This is a genomic window from Myxococcus sp. MISCRS1, from assembly GCF_026626605.1.
GTDB lineage: Bacteria > Myxococcota > Myxococcia > Myxococcales > Myxococcaceae > Myxococcus > Myxococcus fulvus.
In genome coordinates, this window is sequence record NZ_JAPNKB010000001.1 from 8,352,358 (window position 1) to 8,375,164 (window position 22,807).

The window sequence follows — 22,807 nt, forward strand, 5'->3', positions numbered from 1 at the left end:
ATGACACGCAAGGCACGCTGGTTCCTCTTCGGCTTCCTCTGCGTGGCGGTGGGGCTGTACCCCGTCAGCTACTTCCTCGCGGGTTCGAGCTTCGGGATTCGCGGCTCGAAGGACGAGGCGTTGCTGATGGACGTCGTGTGGAACGCGGCCTTCTACATCCACATCGGGATGGGCGGGCTCGCGCTGGCGGTCGGCTGGATGCAGTTCGTCGCGAGGCTGCGGCTCAGGTCTCCGAGGACACACCGGGTCCTCGGGAAGGTCTACGTCGGGGCTGTCTTCCTGAGCGGGCTTGCGGGCGTGTACATCGGCTTCTTCGCCACGGGAGGCATTGTCGCCGCGGCGGGCTTCGTCAGCCTGGGCGTCATCTGGCTGGCGACGACGGCCGTTGCCTGGTGGCTCATCAGGAACCGGCGGGTCGAGGAGCACCGGCTCATGATGACCTACAGCTTCGCGGCCTGCTTCGCGGCGGTCACGCTGAGGTTGTGGATGCCCGTGCTGGTCCACGCGCTGGGCGATTTCGTCACGGCCTACCGAATCGTCGCGTGGCTCTGCTGGGTCCCCAACCTCGGCGTGGCCTACCTCATGTCACGCAGGCAGCCCGCGACGCGCGAACTCGTGGCTTCGTGACGCGTGGCTCGACCCGGGCGCGCTACTCCCGCAGCACGGTCAGCCCCTGGTCGGTCAGCGCATAGCGCATGGCCGGTGCCACGGTGGGGTCGTAGACGAGCTGGAGCACCTGTCGCCCGTTCACGGTCTCCACGCGCGTGAGCGTCGCCCCATCCTCCTCGATGCGCCACAGGCCCTGGTCCTGCGTGCCCACGTAGACGGCGCCCCCATCCGTGGCCGCGAGCGCCGTCACGTTGGAGGAGGGCAGGGTGGTGATGCGCGTGTAGTTCGCGCTGGAGCGGTCCGTCTGCTCCATGCGCCACAGGCCGAAGTCACGGCTGCCCACCCAGGTCGTCCCTGCCTTCGTGCGAGCGATGGCACGCCAGTGGTCGAAGGCCTCCAGGCTGTTGAGCTGCGCGTTGTGCCCCTTGTAGCTCCAGGGCACCGGCCCCTCCCAGGTGAGCTCCCGGTCGAAGTCCGCGAGCACGCCGTTCGGCTGCAGGATGCCCACCAGCCAGTCATTGGCCACCAGCACCTCACCGCCAGGTCCGATACCGAGCCCCCAGTTGAACCCCGCCTGGAGCGACTGCGACACGCTGCCGTCCGCGCGCGGCGTCTCGAGATACCAGGCCGCGTGCCGGTGGCTGTTGTACGTGAGGTCTCGAATCAACGTCACGCCGTGGTTGGTGCCGATGTAGACATCACCCCGGTCCCTGCCGCGCATCACCCGCTGGCAGGCGAGCACCGAGCGGTCCTCGTCGTAGTGGAAGTCGTTGGTGTTGCGGATGCCAAGCTGCTGCTGGCCACCCGACACACCCGCGCTGCGCCACAGGTGCTCCTCCAGCACCACCGTGCCGTCGGACTCCACGCGCACCGCGTCCAGGTCGCCCTTCTGGTACTCCGCGAAGCGCGCCTCGGTGTAGTGCGGCTCCCCAGGAGCGGGGATGTAGGCGTGGGGCTTGTCCGGTATCTCCGGCTGTAATTCGTACGTGTGGTAGCCCACGTAGGCACGCCCCGCCTCACCCCCGCAGATGACGGTGGAGCCGAGCGCCTTTTTATCCCGCCCGAAGCCTCCCTCCGCCTGTCCCACTCCGCGCGTCCATGTGGGCGCCGTGTCGCCGGGACGCAGCACGCCAATCTCGTCGCCCTTCAGCAGCCAGATGTTGTGGCCCTCGTCGACGCCGATGCTCCGCACCCCCGCGCCGATGCCGAACGCCGTCGCGTAGTCCTTCACCGCGTCCGCCGGCCAGGGACCGGGGCCGTCGGGTGAGTCGAGGTCCGCTGATTCACCGCATGCGCCGAGGAACACCGCCATGCCCACTGCCGTTGCCCATCGCCATCCGCCGTGCATCCATCCTCCCGGACTTTCGCCGCCGTCGCCGGATACGCAGCAATGCGCATGCCCGAGGGGGATGGGAAAACTTCTTCCCAGGGTGGCCACTCCAGGTGCGTGCGCGGGCGGATGGCCCGCTGGCGCGAGCCACCCCCGAGGGGACGCGACATCCCATCGCGACCCCATGCTTCCGCTGGGTAGTCAATGCGCGATGGCGGGTGAGACCGTGACCATGGCGGAGGTGGTCAGATCTCGTGCCACTCCATGCGCCAGAGCCCGCCTCGCGAGGCGCACACGTTGAGGGAGAAGGCGGTGCACTCGCCACACGCGAGATACCGGCGGTGCCGCGAGCCATCACAGCAATAGGCAGCGCAGATGGGCTTCCAACTGCACGCCTCGCCACCCTGGTAGGGGCAGGTCGCCTGTGCGTTCTCGTAAAGCGCGCTCTCCAGGTCCGGGTCCTCCTGGGAGAGCTCCTCCTGGGACATCTCCTCTTGGGAGACCCACTCGGAGGAGTCCACGTCCTCGGGGAGGGGGCCTCCACATGCGGCCATCAACACCAGTCCTGCCCACAGGGCAAGACGACGCAGTCCCATGACAGACATGGCTCTTCCTTTCAGGTGAGGGTGTGCTGCTTGCGCCCGCCACTGATGCAGGCATATCAAGAAGAGAATGGATTCAATGAGTTGACAAGAGTGAGGTGTGGGAGTGGTTGCCTGAGGCAATCAATCTGGGTGGCGTGTCGAGGCTGGGGTTGGTTGGTGTAAGTGGTTGCCGCAGGCAATCATTTGGGGCGGGGCAGGGGGCGTGGGCGCCTTGGGGGAAGGAAGCGTCGGTTCGGCGGGCTGTCACGGGCGAATGGGGTCGCGCGTCTCTTGGGGCGAACCCATCAGGAGACCATCCGATGCAGACACCTCGAAACGACACGTCACACCCGCGTCCCCGTTTGGACATCGCCCGGCTTGCCCCCGCGCCCTACCGCGCCTTCCTCGCCGTGGATGCGGCGCTCCGCGAGGGCCCGTTGGCTCCGAGCATCCGTGAGTTGGTGAAGATTCGCGCCTCACAGCACAACGGCTGCGTCCTGTGCGTGGACATGCATGTGCGTGAAGCGCGCCACCTGGGGGAATCCGACGAGCGCCTCCACCAGGTCGTCGTCTGGCGCGAGTCCTTGCTCTTCACCGACGCGGAGCGGGCCGCGCTCGCCTACACCGAGGCTGCGACCCGATTGGGTCCCGAGGGTGTACCGGACGCGGTGTGGGACGCGGCGCGGGCGGCGTTCGATGAAGCCTCACTCGCGGCGCTGGTCGCACAGGTGGCGCTCATCAACGCGCTCAACCGCATCGCCGTGCCCTTGCGCACACCACCCGGGGCCGTGACTCATGCGAGGTGAATGGCGTCGCGCTCCAGCCGCTGGAGCTTGTCGGGGTTGAGCACCCGGTAGATGGCGCGGATGTACTCGCCATCCACGTCGAGCATCGTGGCGTGGAAGAGCAGCCCGTCGCGGAAGGTGAGCGCGGCGGGCTGCCCGTTGAGCGACACGATGCGGTGCTCCATCGTGCCGCTCAGCTTCTGCCGCAGCCCGAGCAACATCCGGATGATGCGGTCGGCGCCGTCGATGCGCTTGCGCGCCGCGTACGCCTTGCCGCCTCCATCACTGGTGAACGTCACGCCTGGAGCGAGCATCGAGACCAGCGCCGCCTGGTCTCCCGTGCCGAGCGCGGAGAGGAAGCGCTGCAGGAGCTGCTCCTTCACCCCGGGTGGGGACGGGAAGCGCGGACGGCCCTCCCGCACCCGCTCGCGTGCCCGGTGGACCAGCTGCCGCACCGCCGGCTCGTTGCGCCCCAGCACCCGCGCCAGCGTCTCATACTCCTCGCCGAAGACCTCGCGCAGCAGGAAGGCCACGCGCTCCTCGGGTTTCAGCGACTCGAGCAACACCAGCAGCGCGACCGACAGGTCCGAGGCGCGCTCCGCGGTCTGTTCCGGAGTGGTCACCTCGGTCAGCACGGGTTCTGGAAGCCAGGGGCCGTCGTAGGCGGCGCGCTCGGTGGCGGCGCGGCGCAGCCGGTCGATCGCGAGCCGGCTCACCACCGTGACCAGCCACGCCTCCGCGCTCTGGATGTCTGGCGAGCCCTCCTGGTGCCAGCGCAGGAAGGCGTCCTGCACCACGTCCTCCGCGGGGGCCAGCTCACCGAGCATCCGGTAGGCGAGCCCCAGCAGCCGCGGGCGGTGGCGCTGCAGGTCTTCGACGGTCGGCGGGGGAGGGGGCGTGGTCATGGTCATCCTGGAGCGTAGGACGTACGAGCCTCCTACCCCGTGACAGGCCGCGCCGCACCGTGTGGGGCCCGCCTCGCGCAGGAGCCGCGAGGCGGGCCGAGGTGGGCCGCTACTCCTGGGGGGAGTAGTACTTCACCGGGCCGGCGAGCCACACGGTGGTGCCCTCCGTGCGCTCCAGCAGCTCCTCCGCCAGCTTGTTCCAGTCCTCGTAGGGGCCCACGGCCTCCAGGCTGGCGGGCATGAAGCCGAGGAACTTCTGGGGACCCACGGCGAGGACGGTGGCGGTCGGCACGCGATACGGCCCCTCGTCGGGGATGCCGAACAGGCCCCACGCCTTCCAGGTGCGGCTCAGCGCGTCGTAGCGCAGGGGCGCGCAGCTCGTCTCGGCGATGGTCTTGGCGTCCTCCTCGCTCTCCCCCGAGCAGACCTGGAGGCTGTCACCGAGCTTCACGCTCTCGAGCGGACAGGAGACCTGGAGGGAGTGCTTGCAGTGGCCGATGGGGCGGGGCGCGCCGTGCTCGTTCCAGTAGGCCTGGACGAAGGCCGCCGAGCCGTGCGGGTCTTCCCACGAGATGGACTCGCCCATGCCATCGAGGAACACCCAGGGGACGCGCGTGGCTTCCGCGACCGCGTCGGCCAGCTGCTCCTTCTTCGTGCCGAAGAGGGGCTCCGTGCGGAAGGGGATGAACGCCACGAAGCCCTCCGCTCCCAGGGCCGCGACGGTGCCCGCGCCGTCAATCGAGATGCCGCCCTTCGTCGAGCTCCCCGGGCGCCCCAGGACGCCGCCGTTGATACCGCCATCGGCGCCCGGAGAGTCCTTGGCGGCCTTCGCGCAGAGATTGATGCAGGTGTTCAAGGCGTCCCGATTGGCCCACTCCTGGCTCTCGTTGGAGCAGCCCTTCGCGGTGTCGAAGTTGGCGACGGTAGGGGGTGGGCAGTGACAGGGGGAGTAGACCGCGGTGTACTTGCAGCTCCGTTCCACCCACTCCGGTGGGCCGATGTGGCCTTGATATCCGACGCCGATGAGACCGCCGGGCGTGCGCGCCTGGGCGGGAGTGCTCCAGGTGACGACGCTCAGGGTCGCGAGGAACCCGAGCAATGAAAGCCTCGACGTGCAACGAATCAGGCCCGACTGCGAGGGGGACATGTGTGACCTCCGTCAATGAGTTGCACATGCAGCCTGACTGTCTCAGGAGGTATTCACAATGGGTGTTGATTGACTTCTCGGTGAGTAGCGTCGCGTGTCACAGGCTGAGTAGCGTTCCGGGTCACAACGGCTGCGGCGGGGACGTCGGCCCGATGACCGGCCGCTGGAATACCCCCCCGTTCGGCACCGCCGTGGAGCGGTCGAAGATGGCCTACCTGGACGGCGCGGCCATCGGGTGGGCGGACGAAACGCAGTCCGCGGCGTTCCCGGTGGTTGACGGTGTCGCGAAGCTCACGCGGAAAAACTTCACGTCGAATGGCACCCTCGCCATCGGAGACCAGACCGAGGACCCGAACGTGGATGGCGCGATGGGCATCAAGTCGGTCGACCTGCTCTGTCCCCCAGGTCCCTGAGGCGCCGCCTCTCCGCCACGCGGAATGGCCCCCATCCATGACAACGTGAGCAGGCCTCTTGGGTCTCATGGCCTTGATGCTGTTGTTCGTGGGTGGGGGCGAACCTGTGACACCTGGTGGTGGCGATGCGGCGGCCATCGCCTTTCGCCCGGGGCCGCCCATGACGACTCCAGATGCGCCTCACACAGGTTGATGAAGGCGCGGTCGATGGGCTTTCGCGGAGTGCGCGCGCGACATTTCCGCGGCCTGCGTTCTCCAGTGGTGACAGGGCCCACGAGGCTCCGCTCGGGCCGCATCCATTTCCAAGAATCCGTGGGTGCCCTGGGCGATTCAGTTCAACGTGTCGTGAAACAAAGACAGGGTTGGCGGATGCGAGACGGTGCGAACAGGTGGGCCGGCCGGCTGTCGGTGGCCTGGCTTGGATTGATTCTGGCGGTGGCGTGTGGGCAGGCCCCTGCCGAGGCAGGAGCCCAGGAGCCTTTGAACGTCGCGCGGCAGGGCTTGCAGGTCCATGCCCGTCTCTCAGCCGGGGACAACCACACCTTGGCGGTGCATGCGAGCGGCGGTGTCTGGGCCTGGGGTGACAACTCCAATGGCCAGTTGGGAGACGGCACCACGGTGGACCGCCACACGCCGGTGCGCGTGCCGGGGCTGAGCGGCGTGGTGTCGGTGTCGGCGGGCTACGCGCACTCGTTGGCGGTGCTCTCGGATGGCACCGTCTGGGCGTGGGGCAGCGGCTACGACGGCCAGCTGGGGAATGGGTCCATGAACGACAGCCGCAGCCCGGTGAAGGTGTCGGGGTTGACGGGCGTGGTGTCGGTGTCGGCGAGCCGCCTGCACTCGCTGGCGCTGCGCTCCGATGAGCCGGTGTGGGCCTGGGGCAGTGGTGATGGCGGCCGACTGGGAGATGGCTTCACCGTCCGGCGCGTCACGCCGGTGCAGGTGGTGGGGCTGAACGGCGGGTAGTCCGGCCCCTGCGTTTCACGTGGATGGCGGCGGGCCTTCCTGGAAGAGGGCCCGCCGCGATTGTTTCCGGGCACTTGGACGCGAGGCGCCGGGTGTCAGCGGATGCCGCGCTCGCGCAGGAGGGCCTCGCTGGTAGCGTCCCGGCCGCGGAACGCGCGGTAGCTCTCGAACGGGTCCACGGTATTTCCCACTGAGAACACGTGCTGCCGCAGCCGCGCCGCCACCTTGGGGTCGTGCAGCCGCCGCGCCTGTCTGAAGGCCGCGAACGCGTCGGCGGCCAGCACGTCCGCCCAGAGGTACATGTAGTAGCCAGCGGCGTACGAGTCGCCCTCGAAGACATGGGTGAAGTGCGGCATCCGGAAGCGCATGCCGACCTCCGCAGGGGCCCCGAGCTGCTGGAGCGTGTCGCGCTCGAACGCGTCCGGGTCCAGGGGCTGTTCCTTCGCCAGGTGCAACTTCATCTCGACCAGCGCGGAGGTGAGGTAGTCGACCAGGTAGAAGCCCTGGTTGAACGTCGCGGCCTTCTGGATTTTCGCCAGCAGCGCCGGCGGCATCGGCTTGCCCGTCTTGTGGTGCATCGCGAAGCGTCCCAGCACCTCGGGCGTCGCCACCCAGCGCTCCAGCAGCTTGCCCGAGAACTCCCCGTAGTCGCGCACCACGCGTCCGCCGCTCAGCGAGGGATGGGACACGTTGGAGTTCAGCACGTGCAACGCGTGGCCGAACTCGTGGAAGAGCGTCAGCGCGTCGCGCCAGCCGACCAGGGCCGCCTCGCCGGGCCCTGGCTTCACGAAGGGCAGGTTGTTCGTCACGATGGGGGTGGCTTCCCCCCGGAACCGCTCCTGGACACGGTACGGGTCCGTCTGGCCGCCGTTGTACTTGCCCTGGCGCGCATAGGGGTCGAAGTACAGGAGCCCCACGTGACGCCCGCTGGCGCGCTCCTTCACCTCGAAGACGCGCACGTCGGGGTGGTAGACGGGCACGCGGGCCGCGGGCGCGAAGGTGTAGTCGAACAGCTCGCCGGCCACCCAGAACATGCCCTCCCTCAGCTTCTCCAACTGGAGGTAGGGCTTCACCTCGGTGTCGTCGAAGTCGTACTTCGCCTTGCGCACCTTCTCCGCGAAGTAGCGGTAGTCCCACGGCGCGAGGTCCCCCGTGAGCCCGGAGCGCCGCGCGAGCGCTCGCATCGCGGTGACGTCCGCGCGCACCTGCGCGACGGAGGGGGCCCAGGTGTCCATCAGCAGCTTCATGGCGCGCTCGGGGGTGGCCATCATGGTCCCCTCGAGCTGCCGGTGCGCGTAGGTCGGGAATCCCAGCAGCCGGGCCTGCTCGGCGCGCAGGGTGAGGATTTCGCGGACGATGGCGTTGTTGTCGTGCGCGTCGCCGTGGTCACCCCGGCTGTCGTAGTTGCGCCACACCTTCTCCCGCAGCGCCCTGTCGTCCAGGTACGTGAGGAAGTCCGCCACGGCCGAGCGGGTATTGGACACCACCCACCGGCCCTTCAGGCCGCGTGCCTCGGCTTCGGTGGCCCCGGCCTTGCGCAGGGCCTCCGGCAGTCCCGCGAGGTCCGCCTCGTCGTCGATGACCACCGCGTTCGCCTCGTCGGCGAGCACGTTCTGCCGGAAGGAGGTGTAGAGGGCGGCGAAGCGCTGGTTGAGCTCGGCGATGCGCTTGCGGCCCGGGGCGTCGAGCTTCGCGCCGGAGCGGGCGAAGTCCCGGTAGTAGTACTGGACGAGGCGCCGCTGCTCGGGCGTCAGCCGCGCCATCTCGGGCGAGTCGTGGACGGCCTGGACGCGCCGGAAGAGGGCGAGGTCTTGCGACTGCTCGTCCCAGAAGGCCGCCAGTCTGGGCGCCAGGGTACGCTCGACCTGCTGGAAGTCGGGCGTGTTCATCACCTTGGACCAGGCGCTGTAGACCTCGTAGACGCGGGTGAACGTCCGCCCAGCGTCCTCCAGCGCGGCGATGGTGTTCTCGAAGGTCGGCGCCTCCTTCGTGCGGAGGATGGCGGCGAGCTCGCGCCGGTTCTCCTCCATCGCGACCTCGAACGCCGGCTCGAACTGCTCGACCTTCACCCGGTCGAAGGGGGGCACTCCGCCATGGGGGCCCGTCCAGGGCTCCAGCAACGGGTTGGCGGGAGTGGCGGCGGAGGCCAGGCCCGCCACGAGGAAGACGAGCACGCCGATTCTGTTCTTGGGCATGAAGACAGAATATGAGTGCGGATTGTCGTCCCTCCATCGAATGGAATTCGTCCGGGAGACCCCGATGCCCCAGCTCGACCGAATCGATCGCGCGATTCTGACCGCCCTCCAGAACAATGCTCGGCTGTCCAACAAGGAGCTGGCGGCGCAGGTGGGGCTCGCGCCCTCGTCGTGCCTCACGCGGGTGCGGAAGCTGGAGGAGGAAGGCGTCATCAAGGGGTATCAGGCGGACCTGGACGCCAACGCGCTGGGGCTCGGCCTGCAGGCGCTCATCGCCGTCCAGCTCCGCCTCCATGTCGGCGAGGCCTTCGGCAACATCGGAGACCACCTGCGCTCGCTGCCGGAGACGGTGGCCGTCTACTGCCTCGGCGGCACCACGGACTTCCTCGTCCACGTGGTGTGCCGGGACACCGACCACCTGAGACGGTTGACCATCCTGTCCTTCACGAGCCGGCCGGAGGTGAGCCGCATCGAGACGTCGCTGGTGTTCTCATACACGCGCCTGGGGCTGCCAGTGGACCACGCGCATGGCGACGGCATTCCACCGCGCTGACGTCTCTGCCGCGCGGAAGGTGAGGGGAGTGGGCCCTCCTGGATTCGAACCAGGGACCAATCGGTTATGAGCCGACAGCTCTAACCGCTGAGCTAAGGGCCCTCATGCGTGTGCAACCCGCGTGGGCCTGGGCATAACTCCGCGCACACAGGTCTGGCAAGCACCACCCGGCCCCGTGTCAGCGTCTGGCCTTGGGCGTCGCGTCGTCGTCCCGTTTGACGCGGAACGTCTGCCCTCGCTGCTCCACCACGACGCCCTCGGCGCGCAGGCGCTTCGCCTGCTCCTGGGCCACCATGGGCGCGAGTACCCCTCCCGCGCGCGTCACCCGCCACCAGGGCACTTCCTTCCCCGTGGGCAGCATCGCCATCTCCCGCCCCACGCCGCGCGCCGCGCCCGGCCGCCCCGCATAGAGCGCCACCTGGGAGTAGGTGCGGACCTCTCCGCGCGGAATCGAGCGCACCGTGCGCCACACCGCCTCCGTGAAGGGCGCACGCTTCGGCGCTGTCTGCGCCTGCTTCACCCGCGTCTTCGTCCTCGGTCTCAAGAGCGCCATGCCACGCGGGACTCTAGAAACACGAAGGCCCCCGGTCCACGAATGGGAGCGGGGGCCTTCTTGCTTCAGGCCCGGGGGCCTTCAGTCCGCGTCAGCTCTCCACGAAGGAGCGCAGGCGCTTGGAGCGGCTCGGGTGGCGCAGCTTGCGCAGCGCCTTGGCTTCAATCTGACGGATGCGCTCGCGCGTCACCTCGAAGTCCTGACCGACCTCCTCCAGCGTGTGGTCGCTCTTCTCGCCGATGCCGAAGCGCATGCGCAGCACCTTCTCCTCGCGCGGCGTCAGCGTGGCGAGCACCTTGCGGGTCTGCTCCGCCAGGTTCATGTTGATGACCGCGTCCGCGGGCGACACGAGGCTCTTGTCCTCGATGAAGTCGCCCAGGTGGCTGTCCTCCTCCTCGCCAATCGGCGTCTCCAGGGAGATGGGCTCCTTCGCAATCTTGAGGACCTTGCGGACCTTGTCGAGCGGCAGCTCCATCTTCTCCGCGATCTCCTCCGGCGTCGGCTCGCGGCCAATCTCCTGCACCAGGTAGCGGCTGGTGCGGATGAGCTTGTTGATGGTCTCGATCATGTGCACCGGGATGCGGATGGTGCGGGCCTGGTCCGCGATGGCGCGGGTGATGGCCTGACGAATCCACCAGGTGGCGTAGGTCGAGAACTTGTAGCCGCGCTTGTACTCGAACTTGTCCACGGCCTTCATCAGGCCGATGTTGCCCTCCTGGATGAGGTCCAGGAACTGCAGGCCGCGGTTCGTGTACTTCTTCGCGATGGAGACGACGAGGCGCAGGTTGGCCTCCACCAGCTCGCTCTTGGCGCGCTCGGCGCGCTTCTCGCCCAGGCGGATGGCGTCGTAGTTGCGGCGCAGCGCATCCACGGGGAGGTTGGCCTCCTCCTCGACCTTCTTGATCTTCCGCACCGCGGTGCGCACGTCGCGGTCCAGCACCTCGAGCTGCTCGGGCGTGAGGTTGAGCTGCTTCTGCAGCTTCTTGCCGATGTTGGGGTTCTCCCGCGACTCCTTCAGCTGCGGGCGAAGCTCCTTCATGGAGATGCCGTAGCGGCGCTCCAGGTCGCGCAGCTCGTCCTCGGCCTTCTCGACGCGCTCGATGAGCGACTTGAGATTCAGGACGATGCGGTCGACCTGCTTCTTGTTCAGCCGCATCTCCTCCAGGACCTCCATCATCTTGGTCCGGAGGTCCTTCATCTCCTGCTTGAGCTCCTTCTTGCGCACCTCGGTCAGCTTCTTCTTCGAGGCGAGCTCCTCCTCGAGGACGTCGCAGTCCTTGGCGAACTTGCGGAAGCGCTCGATCTGCTTGCAGATCTGCTCGATCTTGTTGAGCTCGCTCTGCGCCAGCTGCGCCGGGGCGTCACCCTCGCCGACCTCCTCGGGAGCCTCCTCGGCACCCTCGGACTGGGCCTCCTCGGGCGCGTCCTTGATGACGTCGCGCACGCGCAGCTTGGCCGTCTTCAGCTTGTTGCCGATGTCGAGGATCTCCTCGACGGCGACCTTGCAGGCGAGCAGGGCGCGCAGGACCTCCTTCTCGCCCTCCTCGATGCGCTTGGCGATCTCCACCTCGCCCTCGCGCGTGAGCAGGCTGACGCTGCCCATCTTGCGCAGGTACAGGCGCACCGGGTCGTTCGACTTGCCGCCCGGCTCGTCGTCCTCGTCCTTCTCGTCCTCGTCGACGTCTTCCTTCTCCTCCTCGACGGTGACGGTGGGCTTGATCTCGTTGTTCTGCGCGGCCTTCTGCGCGTCGACGATCTCGATGTCGTTGTCGCCGAACATGCTCATCACGTCGTCGATCTGATCGGACGACACGATGTCGGCGGGCAGCGCGTCATTCACCTCGTCGTAGGTGAGGAAGCCCTTCTCGCGGCCCTGGGCGAGCAGGTCCTTGACCTCCTTGCGCTCGGCGACGGGGTCCTCCTCGACGTCGTCCTCGACGGCGTCCGGGTCCACCTCGACGGCGGCGGCGGCCTCCTCGGCGGCCTCCTCGGGGTCCACGTCCTCCGAGACGGCGGCGACACCCTTCTTCTTCTTCTTCTCGACGACGGCCTCGGCGGGGGCCTCCTTCGCCTCGAGGACTTCCTTCTCCTCCTCGCCCGCCTTCACCCCAGCGCCCTTCGCCGCGGGACTGTCCGGAGCCTTCTTCTTGCGGATCACCGGATCCACCTTCTTCTTGGTGGGCTTCACGGACGCCTTCGAGGGCTTCTGCGTCGGCATTCGGGTACTTCTCCTTAAGAAATTCAGGGGCTTGAGGCCTGGGGCGAGCCGGCCGATCTACCGCAAAGTCAGGGTTTCTTACAAACGCGAACTCAAACCGGTTGCATGGGCGCCTTTGTTCCCGCGGAGGCCGGCTTGAGCTCCTCCAGGACACGCTTCTTGAGCGCCAGCAGTTCCACCCGCTCCGCCTGGAGCTGGCGCGTCTCCTCCGTGAGGTCGAACGCGCCCAGCGTCTGCTCCGTCGCACGGGTTATATAAGCAAGACGCTCGTTGATGCGCCGCACCATGATCTCCTGGCAGATGGTGGAGAACGCCTGCTCCAGCTCCTGTCCTTCCGAGGGGAGCTGGCGCCAGGAGGTCTCGATGGCCCGCTTCACGCCCTCGGAGGCCTCATAGAGGGCGTCGTTGGAGCCCCGCCCGGAGGTGGCGTGCATGAGCGTCATTCGAAGGCCGGTGTGCGACAGCTCGTCACACACGCGGAAGAGGTCGCGGCCGAGCAGCCGGGGCTCCCTCAGCACGGCCGCCACGTAGAGCGCCTCCATGGGCGGCGGCGGCTTCTCGGGGAGCGGGCGGGCAGGCGCGGCGTCCTGGGCACCCGGGTGGGAGGAGGCGGGCTTGGGCGTGGGGACCTTGCTGCGCAGGGCGGCCTCCACGTCCGGGGCGCGCCAGCCGAAGTGCTCGGCCAGGGCGGCGAAGAGCGAGGAGCGCACCAGCCCCACCGGCACCTGCGCCGCCACGGGCTTGAGTCGCTCCAGAGCCGCCATCTTCTCCTCGAACGTCGCCGCCTTTCCCTGGGGGAGCAGGGTGGCGAACAGGTACGTGGTGAGGGATTGCGCCCCGTCGATGAGCGACTCCACACCGTCCTGCCCCACACGACGCGCGAAGGTGTCTGGATCATCCCCTTGCGGAAGCAGCGCCACACGAGCGGTCGCTCCCGCGGCGAGCAGGGGGCCCGCGAGCCGCTCCACGGCCGCGAGCCCTGCGGAGTCTCCGTCGAGCAGCAGCACCAGCTCCCGCGCCTCGGCCCGCTTGAGCAGCTGCATGTGGCCGGCGGTGAGGTTGGTGGAGCACAGCGCCACGGCGTGGCGTACCCCCACCTGGTGCAGGCCGATGCAGTCGAAGTAGCCCTCGACGAGGATGGCGGCCTTGCGCTTGCGCAGCTCGTCGCGCGCCAGGTCCATGCCGAACAGCGTCTCGCTCTTGTTGTAGAGCCGCGACTCGCGCGAGTTGAGGTACTTGGGGCCCTCGTCGGCGCCCACCAGCCGGCCACCGAAGGCGATGGGCCTGCCCTCCGGCGCGCGGATGGGCACCATCAGCCGGCTGCGGAAGAAGTCGAAGCAGCCATCCCCCGTGTTGCGCTTGAGCACGAGCCCGGCCTTCATGGCCCACTCCAGCATGCCCGACTTCTGGCAGCGCTCCGCGAGCAGGCTCCACGCGTGGGGCGCCCAGCCCAGCCCGAAGGCCTGCGCGGTTTCATCCGACACCCCGCGGCTGGCGATGTAGGCCCGCGCGGCGCGGCCTTCCTCCTGGTGCCACAAGAGCGAGCGGAAGTGCTCGGCGGCCAGGTCCGTGGCCTCCTTGATCTGCTGCCGCTCCCGCATCCCGGGGTCCTGCTGCGCCTCCAGGTCGATGCCCAGCTCGCGCGCCAGGTCCCGCACGGCGTCCAGGAACGTCTTGCCCAGGTAGCGCTGGACGAAGGAGACCGCGTCGCCGCTGGCCCGGCAGCCATGGCAGAAATAGAAGCGCTTCTCCGGCACCACGTAGAACGAAGGCGTCTTCTCCTGGTGGAAGGGACAGCGCCCCTTCCACTCCCGGCCCGCCTTCTTCAGCTCCACGTGCCGGGAGATGAGGCCCACCAGGTCCACCCGCTCGAGGATTTCCTGGATCTTGTGCTCCGGGATCATGTCGCCCACCCCTGGGCCCGCGTCAGGGCGGGCGCACCGCCGGCATCCTGCCAGCCGGGCCTGACGTCGCCCGTCCGGCCGCCAACCCGGTGGCTCTCCCCGCCCACGAGGGCGGAGGACCGGAGGCGCGAGGCGTCGTGAGGGTGTGGGGACACGTTGGGGCTCCTACGGCCCGCTGGGTACCTCCCCTGGACAGGGGCGGTACGCCATGGGCTGGCCCAGGCACTTAATGACGGGGGGCCGGGGGAGCAAGTTTCCGCTCACCCCGGGCCCTCCACCCCAGGGGGCCACCGCCTGCGCCGGGAGGCCTCCAGAGGGGTGGGACAGGGGACTTCAGGCGAGCTTCGCGAGCTCCGCCTTGACGGCCTCGGAGATGGCGCGACCCTCGGCCTTGCCCTGGAGCTTGGGGGAGAGGTTCTTCATCACCGCGCCCATGTCCTTGGCGCTCTTGGCGCCCACCTCGGCGATGGCTGCCTGGACGGCGGCGACCAGCTCGTCGGGGGTGAGCTGCTGGGGCAGGTAGCTCTGGAGGACGGCGATCTCGGCCTCCTCCTTCTCCGCCAGCTCCGGCCGGCCCGCGGCCTTGAACTGGTCCGCGGAGTCGCGGCCCTTCTTGATGAGGCCTGTGATGACGCTCATCACGCCCGCGTCGTCGAGGGCGGAGGCACCGGGCTCCACTTCCTTGTACTTCACGGCGCTCTTGATCGCCCGAATGACGGTGGTGCGCAGCTCGTTCTTGGACCGCATCGCGTCCTTGAGGTCCGCGTCGATCCGCTCCTTGAGGGTGGCCATATTCGCAACTCCGCTGGCTGGGATTCGGGGGATTTCAGACGACGGGAGCCAGGGCACCTGACTGGGGGGCGCCCCGGCTCACACGCCGGCCTCGCAACTAGAACGACTTGCGGGCCTTCTTCACCGCGCGCTTCTTGGCGGCGAGGGCCTTCTTCTTCCGCTTCACGGAAGGCTTCTCGTAGTGCTCGCGCTTGCGGATCTCGGAAAGGATTCCGGCCTTTTCAGTGGCCTTCTTGAAGCGCTTGAGGGCGCTCTCAATGGACTCTCCCTCCTTCACTCGGATACCGGGCATGCGTTCACCTCCTTCCGCCATGCGTCAATGTGTGCGTACTTCGAAGGGGGAGCGGTATGTCCCAGTGGCCGGTAAAACGCAAGGACGCTGGCGGGAAAAGCCGCGCGCGGTTGGACTAGAGTGTCGCCTGCGTGAGCCCTGCCCTCCTCCTGATGGTGCTGCTGGCGACCGGTCAGCGTGGTGGCACCGGGACGACCGACTGCTGGAACTCCTGCCAGCGCCATGTGGCGGACCGCGCCCTGCGTGCCCGGGTGTGCGGCTCGTGCCTGTCCGGCGGGCGGGTGGACTCCTGGGTGGCGCCTTTGGGCAACATCCGGCCCATCCCACGTGAGGCGCTGGCCTCCTCCCGCAAGGATGGCGACTGGCGCGTGCGCTGGGCCTCCGTGCGCGCCGACGCGAAGGCGCGGCAACTGACGGAGAAGCGCGTGCTGGCCGAGTGGGTGGCGGGGTCTCCCGCGTCCTCGGACCTGGCGGCCTGCCTCACCGCGGCGCGCGCGGCGGCGGAGGCGGGGCAGTCCACGGCCACCTTCCTGCGGGACGCGGGGGCCCGGGGGCCGGAGGCGGCGGCGCGGGTGTGGGCGCGGCGGGAGGCCATCCGGCAGGCGCTGGAGGTGGAGCTGTACTCGGAGGACCCTCGCGAGCGGGGCACCGCGCTCGCCCACCTGGGGGCCTTCCTGGGGCGGAGGCCCGCCCGGGTGCTGCTCGACGCGACGGCGTCGCGGCCCGAGGAGACGGATGGGATTGGCGCCTCGGCGCTCAAGGCGGTGGCGCTGCGCCTGGACTCCTCGGTGGGGCGGCTGCTCCTGGAGGAGGCGCGGCCCGCGGACGAGGTGCTGGTGAACCGGCTGTTCGCCGTGTACTCGCGCGAGCTGGAGTCGCTCCAGCCGGAGCTCACGGCGCCCGAGCCCCAGCGGCGGGACGCGGCGGTGCTGTCCCTGGGCGTCTATGGGCCGCTGGCGCGCAAGGAGCTGGAGCGCGCGCTCACGGACGTGGACCGCAAGGTGCGGGGTTCGGCGGCGCGGCGGATGGCCCAGTCGGAGGGCACGTCCTTGCGCGTGGCCGCCGAGCGCCGGCTCGAGGGCAAGGACCTGGAGGTGGCCCGGCCGTGGCTGGAGGCCATGGAGCGGGAGAAGGGCTGCGGGAGCTTCTTCCTGGAGGCTGCCCGGGACTCGCGCATGCCCGCGCCGCTCAGGGGCCAGGCGCTGACGTCGCTCTCCGACTGCCGCGAGGGTGAGAGCCTGCGGCTGGACGCGCTGACGCCTTTCCTGAAGGACTCGCAGCCGGTGGTGCGGGCGGGCGCGGTGCGGGTGCTCGGCGCGCTGTCGGTGCGAAAGCCCGAGGTGATGGACGCCACCGAGCGCGCGCTGGATGACGGCTCGCCGGAGGTGGTCGCCGCCGCGCTGGACGTGGTGGCGGGGCAGCGCCAGTCGACGCGGGGGGACATGGCCGCGGAGCTGCTCGGCTCGGAGCACCCGGTGGTGCGCGCCGCGGCGGCCCGGGCGCTGGAGGCCATCGGCCGCGCGGCCCATGTGAAGGTGCTGGCCACGTGCCTGCGCGAGGACCCGGTGTCGGATGTGCGCGTGGCGGCGGCGCTCGCGCTGGGGAGGCTGGGCGGGCCCCATGCCGCGGCGGCGCTCTCCGACGCGGCGGCGCGCGACGCGGACACCCACGTCAAGCACGTGTCCCGCGCGGGCCTGCGCAAGCTGGGCTTCGGGAACTGACGTCAGAAGCGCGGCCAGACGTCCGGGCGAGAGCGGGAACCCCGCGCCTGATGGCGATGGCAAGCCAGGCTTCGGGCACCGACGTCAGCGGTGCCTGGGCGCGAGGGGGCGTCCCCGCGCCCGACGGTGACGACTCACGGGCCGCTGATGGCCTTGGCGTCGGCGCGGTTCCGGCCCGCGCGCTTGGCGCGGTAGAGGTACTTGTCCGCGGCGGCGATGAGGTCCTCGGGCTGGGAGAAGTCCGAGTCCAGGAGCGTCGCCACGCCCAGGCTGATGGTCACCTTGATGGGCGTGCCGCCAAAGACGAAGTCGGCCTTGTCCACCGCGTGGCGGCAGCGCTCGGCGCACGCCAGGGCCTGGTCCTCGGCGGACTCGCGCAGCATCAGCGCGAACTCCTCGCCGCCGTAGCGCGCGAGCAGATCCTCGGTGCGCACCGTGTCGGTCACCCGCTGGGCGATGCGCGTCAGGACGTAGTCCCCGGCCGGGTGGCCGTACGCATCGTTGATCTTCTTGAAGTGGTCCACGTCGAAGAGCACCAGCGACAGCGGCACCCGGTGGCGCAGGCAGTAGCTGAACTCCTTGCGCACCGTCTCCAGGAAGTACTTCTTGTTGTAGACGCGGGTGAGGCCGTCGCGGGTGGCGGACTCGTAGATGCTGCGCTGGTACTGCTCCTCCAGCTCGTCCTGGATGGAGAACTTGAGGACGGTGTTGGAGCCGATCTGGATCTTGTCGCCGTCGTACAGCGGGGCGGCGTTGACCTTCAGGCCGTTGAGGTAGGTGCCGTTGGTGCTCGCCAGGTCCATCAGCTGGAAGCGCCCGTCGCCGAGCGCCACCACCTTGGCGTGCTTGCGGGAGATGCCGTCGTCCTCCACCTGGAACTGCGCCTCTGAGCTGCGCCCCAGCACCACCTCGGAGCGGTCCAGCTTGAACATCCGGCCGATGCCCGCCGCGGACTTGGCGCTGATGACAATCAAATAAGCGCTCTGCCGCTGGGCGTTGCCCAGCAGGTCCGAAATGGAATGGACGGAAGTTTTCTCCTCGGACATCGCAACACCCATCTTATGGGCCGTTTTTTCATGGCGGCAAGCATGCTGCCGGCTTCCACGCGGCCCAATCGCTCATCCCGCGTGGATCCGCCGCGTCGTCCGGGGCCGGCTGGGCACCTCCGGCTCGACTGTCCTCCGTCCGACGCTCAGCTCCCCCGCCACCGGCGTCTGGATGAACCGCGCCAGCGCCTCCGGGGAGCGGGGGTGGTAGGCGAGCGCCTGCATCAGCTTCACCAGCGCCGCGGAGGGGGTCATGTCCGCGCCACCGATGGCCCCCTGCGCCAGGGACGCCGCCCCGGACTCGTACAGGCTCAGGTCCACGCCGTTGCGGTGGGCCTGGCTCACCACCACCACCGGCACGCCCCGCTCCTTCGCCTGGACGAACAGCGGCATGAGCGAGCGTCCGAGCTCGGGCGCGATGGGGAAGTTGCCCGCCCCGTACGCCTCCAGCACCAGCCCCCGGACGTGCGGCAACAGCTGCAGGGGCAGGGCCGGGTCCAGCCCGGGATAGACCTTGAGCATGAAGACGCGCGGGTCCAGCTTCTCGTAGAGCTTGAAGGGGCCCCGGGCGCGCAGCCCCGGCTCGAAGGTCGCGTCCACGCCCAGCGTCCCCAGCACCGGGCAGTTGGGGCTCTCGAAGGCGTCGTACTCGGACACCTTCACCTTGCGCGTGCGGTTGCCCCGGTACAGGTGCGAGTCGAAGCAGATGGTGACCTCACGCGGCCCCTTCACCGCGGAGAGCACCGCGTCGATGAGGTTGAGCCGCGCATCCGAGCGCACCTCGCCCAGCGGCCGCTGCGAGCCCGTCAGCACGATGGGGCAGGGGGGATTGCGCAGCATGAAGGACAGCGCGCTGGCGGTGTAGGCCAGCGTGTCCGTGCCATGGGTCACCACGGCCCCGTCGAAGTCCTGGAGCTGGTGGTGCAGGTGGGTGGCCATGCGTTGCCACAGCTCGGGCTGCATCTCGGAGCTGTCCAGGTTGCTGAAGAGCTGCAGCTCGATGTCGGCGAGCTGGAACAGCTCCGGGACGCGGGCCTTGAGCGTCTTGAAGAAGGCGGCGGGGCGCAGGGCGGAGGGCCGACCTCCGGCCATCCCCAACGTGCCTCCGGTGTGCAGCAGCAGGACTCTGGGCATGGGCAAGGGGCCCTCCTTGGCAAGGCTTGCGTTGCTTTACAAGCCCCTCGCGCGTGGCTAAGACCCGCCGCGTGCTCCTCTCCTGCTGGAAGCCTGTCGTTCCCCTGCTGGTCGCCGTGGCGCTGACCGGCTCGGGTTGCAAGAACCCGGAGGGCTCCGCGCCCGCCTCCACCCAGGCGCCCGCCGCTCCGGCGGCCCAGGCCAAACCGCCCGCGCCTCCCCCGGAGCCCGCGGCCCCGCCGGCGGACCCCTCCCAGGCGCTCTTGGGCATCCCCGGCATGGACTTCTCCTCGCTGTCGGCGGCCTCCAAGCGGGAGCTGGCCACGGTCCTCAGCGATGAGTTCTGCTACTGCGGCTGCCCCCACACGCTGGGGGCCTGCCTGAAGTCGCACACCGGCTGCCGCCACGCCAAGCGCATGGCGCGGGTGGCCGCGCGCATGGTGTCCGAGGGCAGCCCGGCCACGGAGGTCATCGTCCAGCTGTCCCAGTACTACGGCGCCTTCCGCGAGCAGCGCGCGAAGTTCAAGGTGGACGAGCGCATGTGCATGGGCTCCGCGTCCGCTCCGGTGACGGTGGTGGAGTTCTCCGACTTCGAGTGCCCGTACTGCGCCAAGGCGCGGCCGGTGCTGGAGGCCTTCGCGAAGAAGAACGCCTCCCAGGTGCGCTTCTGCTACCTGCCCTTCCCGCTGTCCAACCACGTCAACGCCGTGCCGGCGGCCCAGGCGGCGCTGTGGGCGCGCGACCAGGGCAAGTTCTGGCAGATGCACGACGCGCTCTTCGAGAACCAGGACAACCTCAAGCCGGAGGCCCTGGTGGCGCTGGCGAAGAAGCTGGGGCTGGAGGAGGACCGGCTGGCGGCGGTGCTCAAGTCGGACTCGTACAAGCAGGAGCTGGAGGGCTTCCGCAACCAGGGCCGCGCGGCCGGGCTGTCGGGCACGCCGACGGTGTACTTCAACGGCCGGGCGCTGGATTTGAGCTTCATCCAGGAGGAGCTGCTCACCCACAGCATGGAGGATGAGCTGGAGTGGGTGACGAACAAGAACGCCTGGGCGGCTGACTGACGCGGCAGATGACGCAACGGTTCCGCATCGACGCGGGGCAGCTCGTCCCCGAGGATCGCCAGAGCCCCTCTCCGTTGGCGGGGCGCTCGGGGACGTACGCGCTGATGCCCACGGCGCCGGACCTGCTCATCTTCTCCCGGGGGCCCAGCGAGGGCGGCAGCATCCCCGCGCCCCGGGTGGTGCTCTCCGGCGACGCGGGCGGCTTCCCGCTGTCGGACCTGATGGCCTTCCTCAGCCAGTCGCGCTGGAGCGGCATCATCCGGGTGCACTCGCCCGGCGGCGAGCGCTCGGTGACGTTCCGCGACGGCGAGGTGCGGGGCGCGTCCTCGGATGACCCGGCGGACCGGCTGGGCGAGGTGCTGGTGCGCCTGGGCTACGTGGAGCGTCCCCAGGTGGAGGCCGCGCTGAAGGGCCAGCCTCCGTCCAAGGTGGGCCGCGCGCTGGTGGAGAAGGGTCTGTTGCAGGCGCATGACCTCTTCAAGTGCGTCACGCACCAGGTCAGTGAGATCTTCCACGCCATCGTGCTGTGCCGGGAGGGGAGCTTCTTCCTCATCGACCAGCCGGTGGACGAGAAGGCCAATCACTCCATCCAGCTCTCCACCCAGAGCCTGCTGATGGACAGCATCCGGAAGATCGACGAGATGGCGCACTTCCGGAAGCGCATCCCCCACGGCCGGCTGTACGTGGCCAAGAAGCGCGGCTCCGACGGCAAGCTGGAGGAGGACGAGGACCGGGTGCTGGGGCTGGTCGACGGGCGCCGCACCATCCTGGAGCTGGGGCACGCGGCGCGGCTGTCGGAGTTCGACATCACCAAGGTCGTCTTCCGCCTGCTCGAGGGCGGCTTCGCGTCGGTGACGGACAAGCCGCTGCTGGTGCCCGTGGCCGTCGCGACGGGGAGCGCTCCGACGCCGGGGCAGTCGGTGGGGCAGGGTGGCACCGCGCAGGGCAAGCCCGCGGCGAGCGCTGCGCCCGCGGTGGACCCGCGTCCGGCGGCGCGCGTGTTCAACTTCATCTTCCGGGAGATTCGCGACGAGGTGGCCAAGCAGGGCATGGACCGCGAGTTCATCGCCGCCGCCAACGCCGCGCTGTCCGGGCAGGCGCTGTCGTCCTCGCCGGTGTTGGAGGGGCTGTCCTTCCAGGCGGACGGCAGCCTGGCCGAGGCGAAGCTGATGGAGTCCTTCGAGCGGCACCACGCGCAGCTGGGCTCCGAGCCGCTGGCCTCCTTCAAGCAGGCGCTCAGCGACGTGATGTTCTTCTTGTTGTTCCAGGCCGGTGAGCTGTTGGAGTCGCGCGCGGACGAGGACCTCGCCCGTCGTGTGAAGAAGCTGCTGGCGACGCTCGAGGGCTCGTGACGACGGATTCGGATTGGCCGCGGTTGACGGCGGATGTCCCCGGCTGTGGTGGTGGTTTCAAGCTGGTCCCCGAGGACTTCGAGGTCGAGGAGCTCCCCGCCTATCAGCCCTCGGGCGAGGGCGAGCACCTCTACCTGTGGCTGGAGAAGCGGGGCCGGGACACGCGCGAGGTGGTGCGCGCGCTGTCCCAGGTGCTGGGCGTGTCCGAGGACGACGTGGGCGTCGCGGGCATGAAGGACCGGCAGGCCGTCACGCGGCAGCTCATCTCGGTGCCCGCGCGCGCGGAGCCCAAGCTGGGCGACTTCGCGCTGGAGGGCGTGCAGGTGCTGTGGTCGCGACGGCACGGCAACAAGCTGCGGACCGGGCACCTGAAGGGCAATCGCTTCCGCCTGCGCCTGCGCGGCGTGCGCGACGTGGGCGCGGCGCGGGAGTCCTTCACGCGGCTGTCCGCGGGCGGCGTGCCCAACTACTTCGGCGAGCAGCGCTTCGGCCGCGCGGGTGACAACGCGGACCTGGGGCGCCTGCTGGTGCTGGGGCAGCGGCTGCCGAAGCGGCCGGAGCGCTTCCAGCGCAAGCTCTACCTCTCCGCCTTCCAGTCGCGCATCTTCAACCGGGCGCTCGCGGACCGCGTGCGCGCGGGCACCTTGTCCACGGCCCTGCTGGGAGACGTGCTGCGCAAGGAGGAGACCGGCGGCCTCTTCGTGTGTGAGGCGCCGGAGGTGGACGGGCCGCGCGTCGCCGCGTTCGAGGTGAGCCCGGCGGGGCCGCTGTTCGGCCCGAAGATGACGGCCTCCGCGGGCGAGGTGGCGGAGGTGGAGGCGAGGCTGCTCGCGGGCGAGGGCGTCACGCTGGACGACTTCAAGCGCGGCGGCGGCGAGACGGAGGGCGGGCGCAGGCCGTACCGCGTCCGCCTGGGCTCGCCCGAGCTGACGCCCGAAGGTGAAGACCTGTGGCTCACCTTCGAGCTGCCCCGGGGCGCGTACGCCACCGAGGTCCTCCACGAGCTGCTCAAGGACGACTGAGCTGGAGGCGTCGAGGCGGCGTCGTCCGCCCCGTTCCGATATCGCCGCCGGCGCGAGAGCCGCCTCGCGCCAGGCTTCATTCCCGGGCCATCGGGCCCAGTGGACCGGGAGGGCCCGCCCCGCGGCCACCGCGCTCGTCCGATGTCGGGTTTGAGGCCCTTCGCATGCTCGGGCGCTCCAGCCAGCCGCTCGCCCGGGATGACGGCGCGGGCCCCGCCGTGGGCG

General features: G+C 69.5%; 21 protein-coding genes and 1 tRNA gene. 9 read left to right on the forward strand and 13 right to left on the reverse strand.

Features of this window, described 5'->3' with window-relative positions; all coding sequences use genetic code 11:
- Positions 1-627, forward strand: a complete 627-nt coding sequence (locus OWM54_RS33370; RefSeq protein WP_267700092.1) for a DUF2306 domain-containing protein — start codon at positions 1-3, stop codon at positions 625-627.
- 22 nt (positions 628-649) lie between these two features.
- Here OWM54_RS33370 and OWM54_RS33375 read toward each other — a convergent pair whose 3' ends face one another.
- Both OWM54_RS33375 and OWM54_RS33380 read right to left on the reverse strand, forming a co-directional pair.
- Positions 650-1,921 carry a hypothetical protein gene (locus tag OWM54_RS33375; RefSeq protein WP_267700094.1) on the reverse strand — a complete coding sequence of 424 codons (1,272 nt, stop codon included), beginning with the start codon at positions 1,919-1,921 and terminating at the stop codon, positions 650-652.
- 263 nt (positions 1,922-2,184) lie between these two features.
- The gene (locus tag OWM54_RS33380; protein WP_223781985.1) at positions 2,185-2,544 is read right to left on the reverse strand and encodes a hypothetical protein; all 360 of its coding nucleotides are present in this window, start codon (positions 2,542-2,544) and stop codon (positions 2,185-2,187) included.
- A 299-nt stretch (positions 2,545-2,843) separates the two neighbouring features.
- On the opposite strand from OWM54_RS33380, the gene OWM54_RS33385 reads away from it, so the two are divergent.
- Positions 2,844-3,329 carry a carboxymuconolactone decarboxylase family protein gene (locus OWM54_RS33385; protein WP_223781986.1) on the forward strand — a complete coding sequence of 162 codons (486 nt, stop codon included), beginning with the start codon at positions 2,844-2,846 and terminating at the stop codon, positions 3,327-3,329.
- Here OWM54_RS33385 and sigJ read toward each other — a convergent pair.
- The gene (gene sigJ, locus OWM54_RS33390) at positions 3,317-4,213 is read right to left on the reverse strand and encodes an RNA polymerase sigma factor SigJ (protein WP_267700096.1); all 897 of its coding nucleotides are present in this window, start codon (positions 4,211-4,213) and stop codon (positions 3,317-3,319) included. The genes OWM54_RS33385 and sigJ overlap by 13 nt on opposite strands.
- Positions 4,214-4,322: 109 nt before the next feature.
- The gene (locus tag OWM54_RS33395; protein ID WP_267700098.1) at positions 4,323-5,360 is read right to left on the reverse strand and encodes a hypothetical protein; all 1,038 of its coding nucleotides are present in this window, start codon (positions 5,358-5,360) and stop codon (positions 4,323-4,325) included.
- Between the two features lie 206 nt (positions 5,361-5,566).
- Between OWM54_RS33395 and OWM54_RS33400 the strand changes: the two genes are divergently transcribed.
- Both OWM54_RS33400 and OWM54_RS33405 read left to right on the forward strand, forming a co-directional pair.
- Positions 5,567-5,773, forward strand: a complete 207-nt coding sequence (locus OWM54_RS33400) for a hypothetical protein (RefSeq protein WP_267700099.1) — start codon at positions 5,567-5,569, stop codon at positions 5,771-5,773.
- Positions 5,774-6,142: 369 nt separating this feature from the next.
- Positions 6,143-6,739: an RCC1 domain-containing protein gene (locus OWM54_RS33405; RefSeq protein ID WP_267700100.1), complete on the forward strand. Its 597-nt coding sequence runs from the start codon at positions 6,143-6,145 to the stop codon at positions 6,737-6,739.
- Between the two features lie 95 nt (positions 6,740-6,834).
- Here the strand turns inward: OWM54_RS33405 and OWM54_RS33410 are convergent, their stop codons facing one another.
- The gene (locus tag OWM54_RS33410; protein ID WP_267700101.1) at positions 6,835-8,934 is read right to left on the reverse strand and encodes a M3 family metallopeptidase; all 2,100 of its coding nucleotides are present in this window, start codon (positions 8,932-8,934) and stop codon (positions 6,835-6,837) included.
- 64 nt (positions 8,935-8,998) lie between these two features.
- On the opposite strand from OWM54_RS33410, the gene OWM54_RS33415 reads away from it, so the two are divergent.
- Positions 8,999-9,487, forward strand: a complete 489-nt coding sequence (locus OWM54_RS33415) for an Lrp/AsnC family transcriptional regulator (RefSeq protein ID WP_223781992.1) — start codon at positions 8,999-9,001, stop codon at positions 9,485-9,487.
- Between the two features lie 29 nt (positions 9,488-9,516).
- Here OWM54_RS33415 and OWM54_RS33420 read toward each other — a convergent pair.
- The 6 genes from OWM54_RS33420 to rpsU form a co-directional block, all read right to left on the reverse strand.
- Positions 9,517-9,589: transfer RNA gene (locus OWM54_RS33420), tRNA-Ile, on the reverse strand.
- 76 nt (positions 9,590-9,665) lie between these two features.
- Positions 9,666-10,040, reverse strand: coding sequence for an MGMT family protein (locus OWM54_RS33425; protein WP_267700102.1), 375 nt, complete (start codon positions 10,038-10,040; stop codon positions 9,666-9,668).
- Positions 10,041-10,131: 91 nt separating this feature from the next.
- A complete protein-coding gene (gene rpoD, locus OWM54_RS33430; protein WP_141325686.1) occupies positions 10,132-12,258 on the reverse strand; it encodes an RNA polymerase sigma factor RpoD in 2,127 nt (708 codons plus the stop codon).
- Positions 12,259-12,350: 92 nt separating this feature from the next.
- A complete protein-coding gene (gene dnaG, locus OWM54_RS33435) occupies positions 12,351-14,162 on the reverse strand; it encodes a DNA primase (protein ID WP_267700103.1) in 1,812 nt (603 codons plus the stop codon).
- 333 nt (positions 14,163-14,495) lie between these two features.
- Complete coding sequence (locus OWM54_RS33440; RefSeq protein ID WP_141332843.1) at positions 14,496-14,954, reverse strand: GatB/YqeY domain-containing protein; 459 nt, start codon at positions 14,952-14,954, stop codon at positions 14,496-14,498.
- Positions 14,955-15,051: 97 nt separating this feature from the next.
- On the reverse strand, positions 15,052-15,246 hold the full coding sequence (gene rpsU / locus OWM54_RS33445; protein WP_002614080.1) for a 30S ribosomal protein S21: 195 nt from the start codon (positions 15,244-15,246) through the stop codon (positions 15,052-15,054).
- Positions 15,247-15,398: 152 nt separating this feature from the next.
- On the opposite strand from rpsU, the gene OWM54_RS33450 reads away from it, so the two are divergent.
- Positions 15,399-16,967 carry a HEAT repeat domain-containing protein gene (locus OWM54_RS33450; protein WP_420715389.1) on the forward strand — a complete coding sequence of 523 codons (1,569 nt, stop codon included), beginning with the start codon at positions 15,399-15,401 and terminating at the stop codon, positions 16,965-16,967.
- Between the two features lie 134 nt (positions 16,968-17,101).
- Here the strand turns inward: OWM54_RS33450 and OWM54_RS33455 are convergent, their stop codons facing one another.
- Together OWM54_RS33455 and OWM54_RS33460 are read right to left on the reverse strand one after the other, a co-directional pair.
- Complete coding sequence (locus OWM54_RS33455) at positions 17,102-18,013, reverse strand: GGDEF domain-containing protein (RefSeq protein WP_046715247.1); 912 nt, start codon at positions 18,011-18,013, stop codon at positions 17,102-17,104.
- 72 nt (positions 18,014-18,085) lie between these two features.
- The gene (locus tag OWM54_RS33460; protein WP_223745455.1) at positions 18,086-19,147 is read right to left on the reverse strand and encodes an asparaginase; all 1,062 of its coding nucleotides are present in this window, start codon (positions 19,145-19,147) and stop codon (positions 18,086-18,088) included.
- A gap of 53 nt (positions 19,148-19,200) precedes the next feature.
- Here OWM54_RS33460 and OWM54_RS33465 point away from each other — a divergent pair, with 53 nt between their 5' ends.
- Genes OWM54_RS33465 through truD form a run of 3 tightly spaced genes read left to right on the forward strand, consistent with a single transcriptional unit; the run spans position 19,201 to position 22,582 of the window.
- Positions 19,201-20,208, forward strand: coding sequence for a DsbA family protein (locus tag OWM54_RS33465; protein WP_267700105.1), 1,008 nt, complete (start codon positions 19,201-19,203; stop codon positions 20,206-20,208).
- Between the two features lie 8 nt (positions 20,209-20,216).
- Complete coding sequence (locus OWM54_RS33470) at positions 20,217-21,560, forward strand: DUF4388 domain-containing protein (RefSeq protein ID WP_223745456.1); 1,344 nt, start codon at positions 20,217-20,219, stop codon at positions 21,558-21,560.
- On the forward strand, positions 21,557-22,582 hold the full coding sequence (truD, locus tag OWM54_RS33475; RefSeq protein ID WP_141333014.1) for a tRNA pseudouridine(13) synthase TruD: 1,026 nt from the start codon (positions 21,557-21,559) through the stop codon (positions 22,580-22,582). The genes OWM54_RS33470 and truD overlap by 4 nt, the downstream gene beginning before the upstream one ends.
- Positions 22,583-22,807 lie beyond the last annotated feature (225 nt).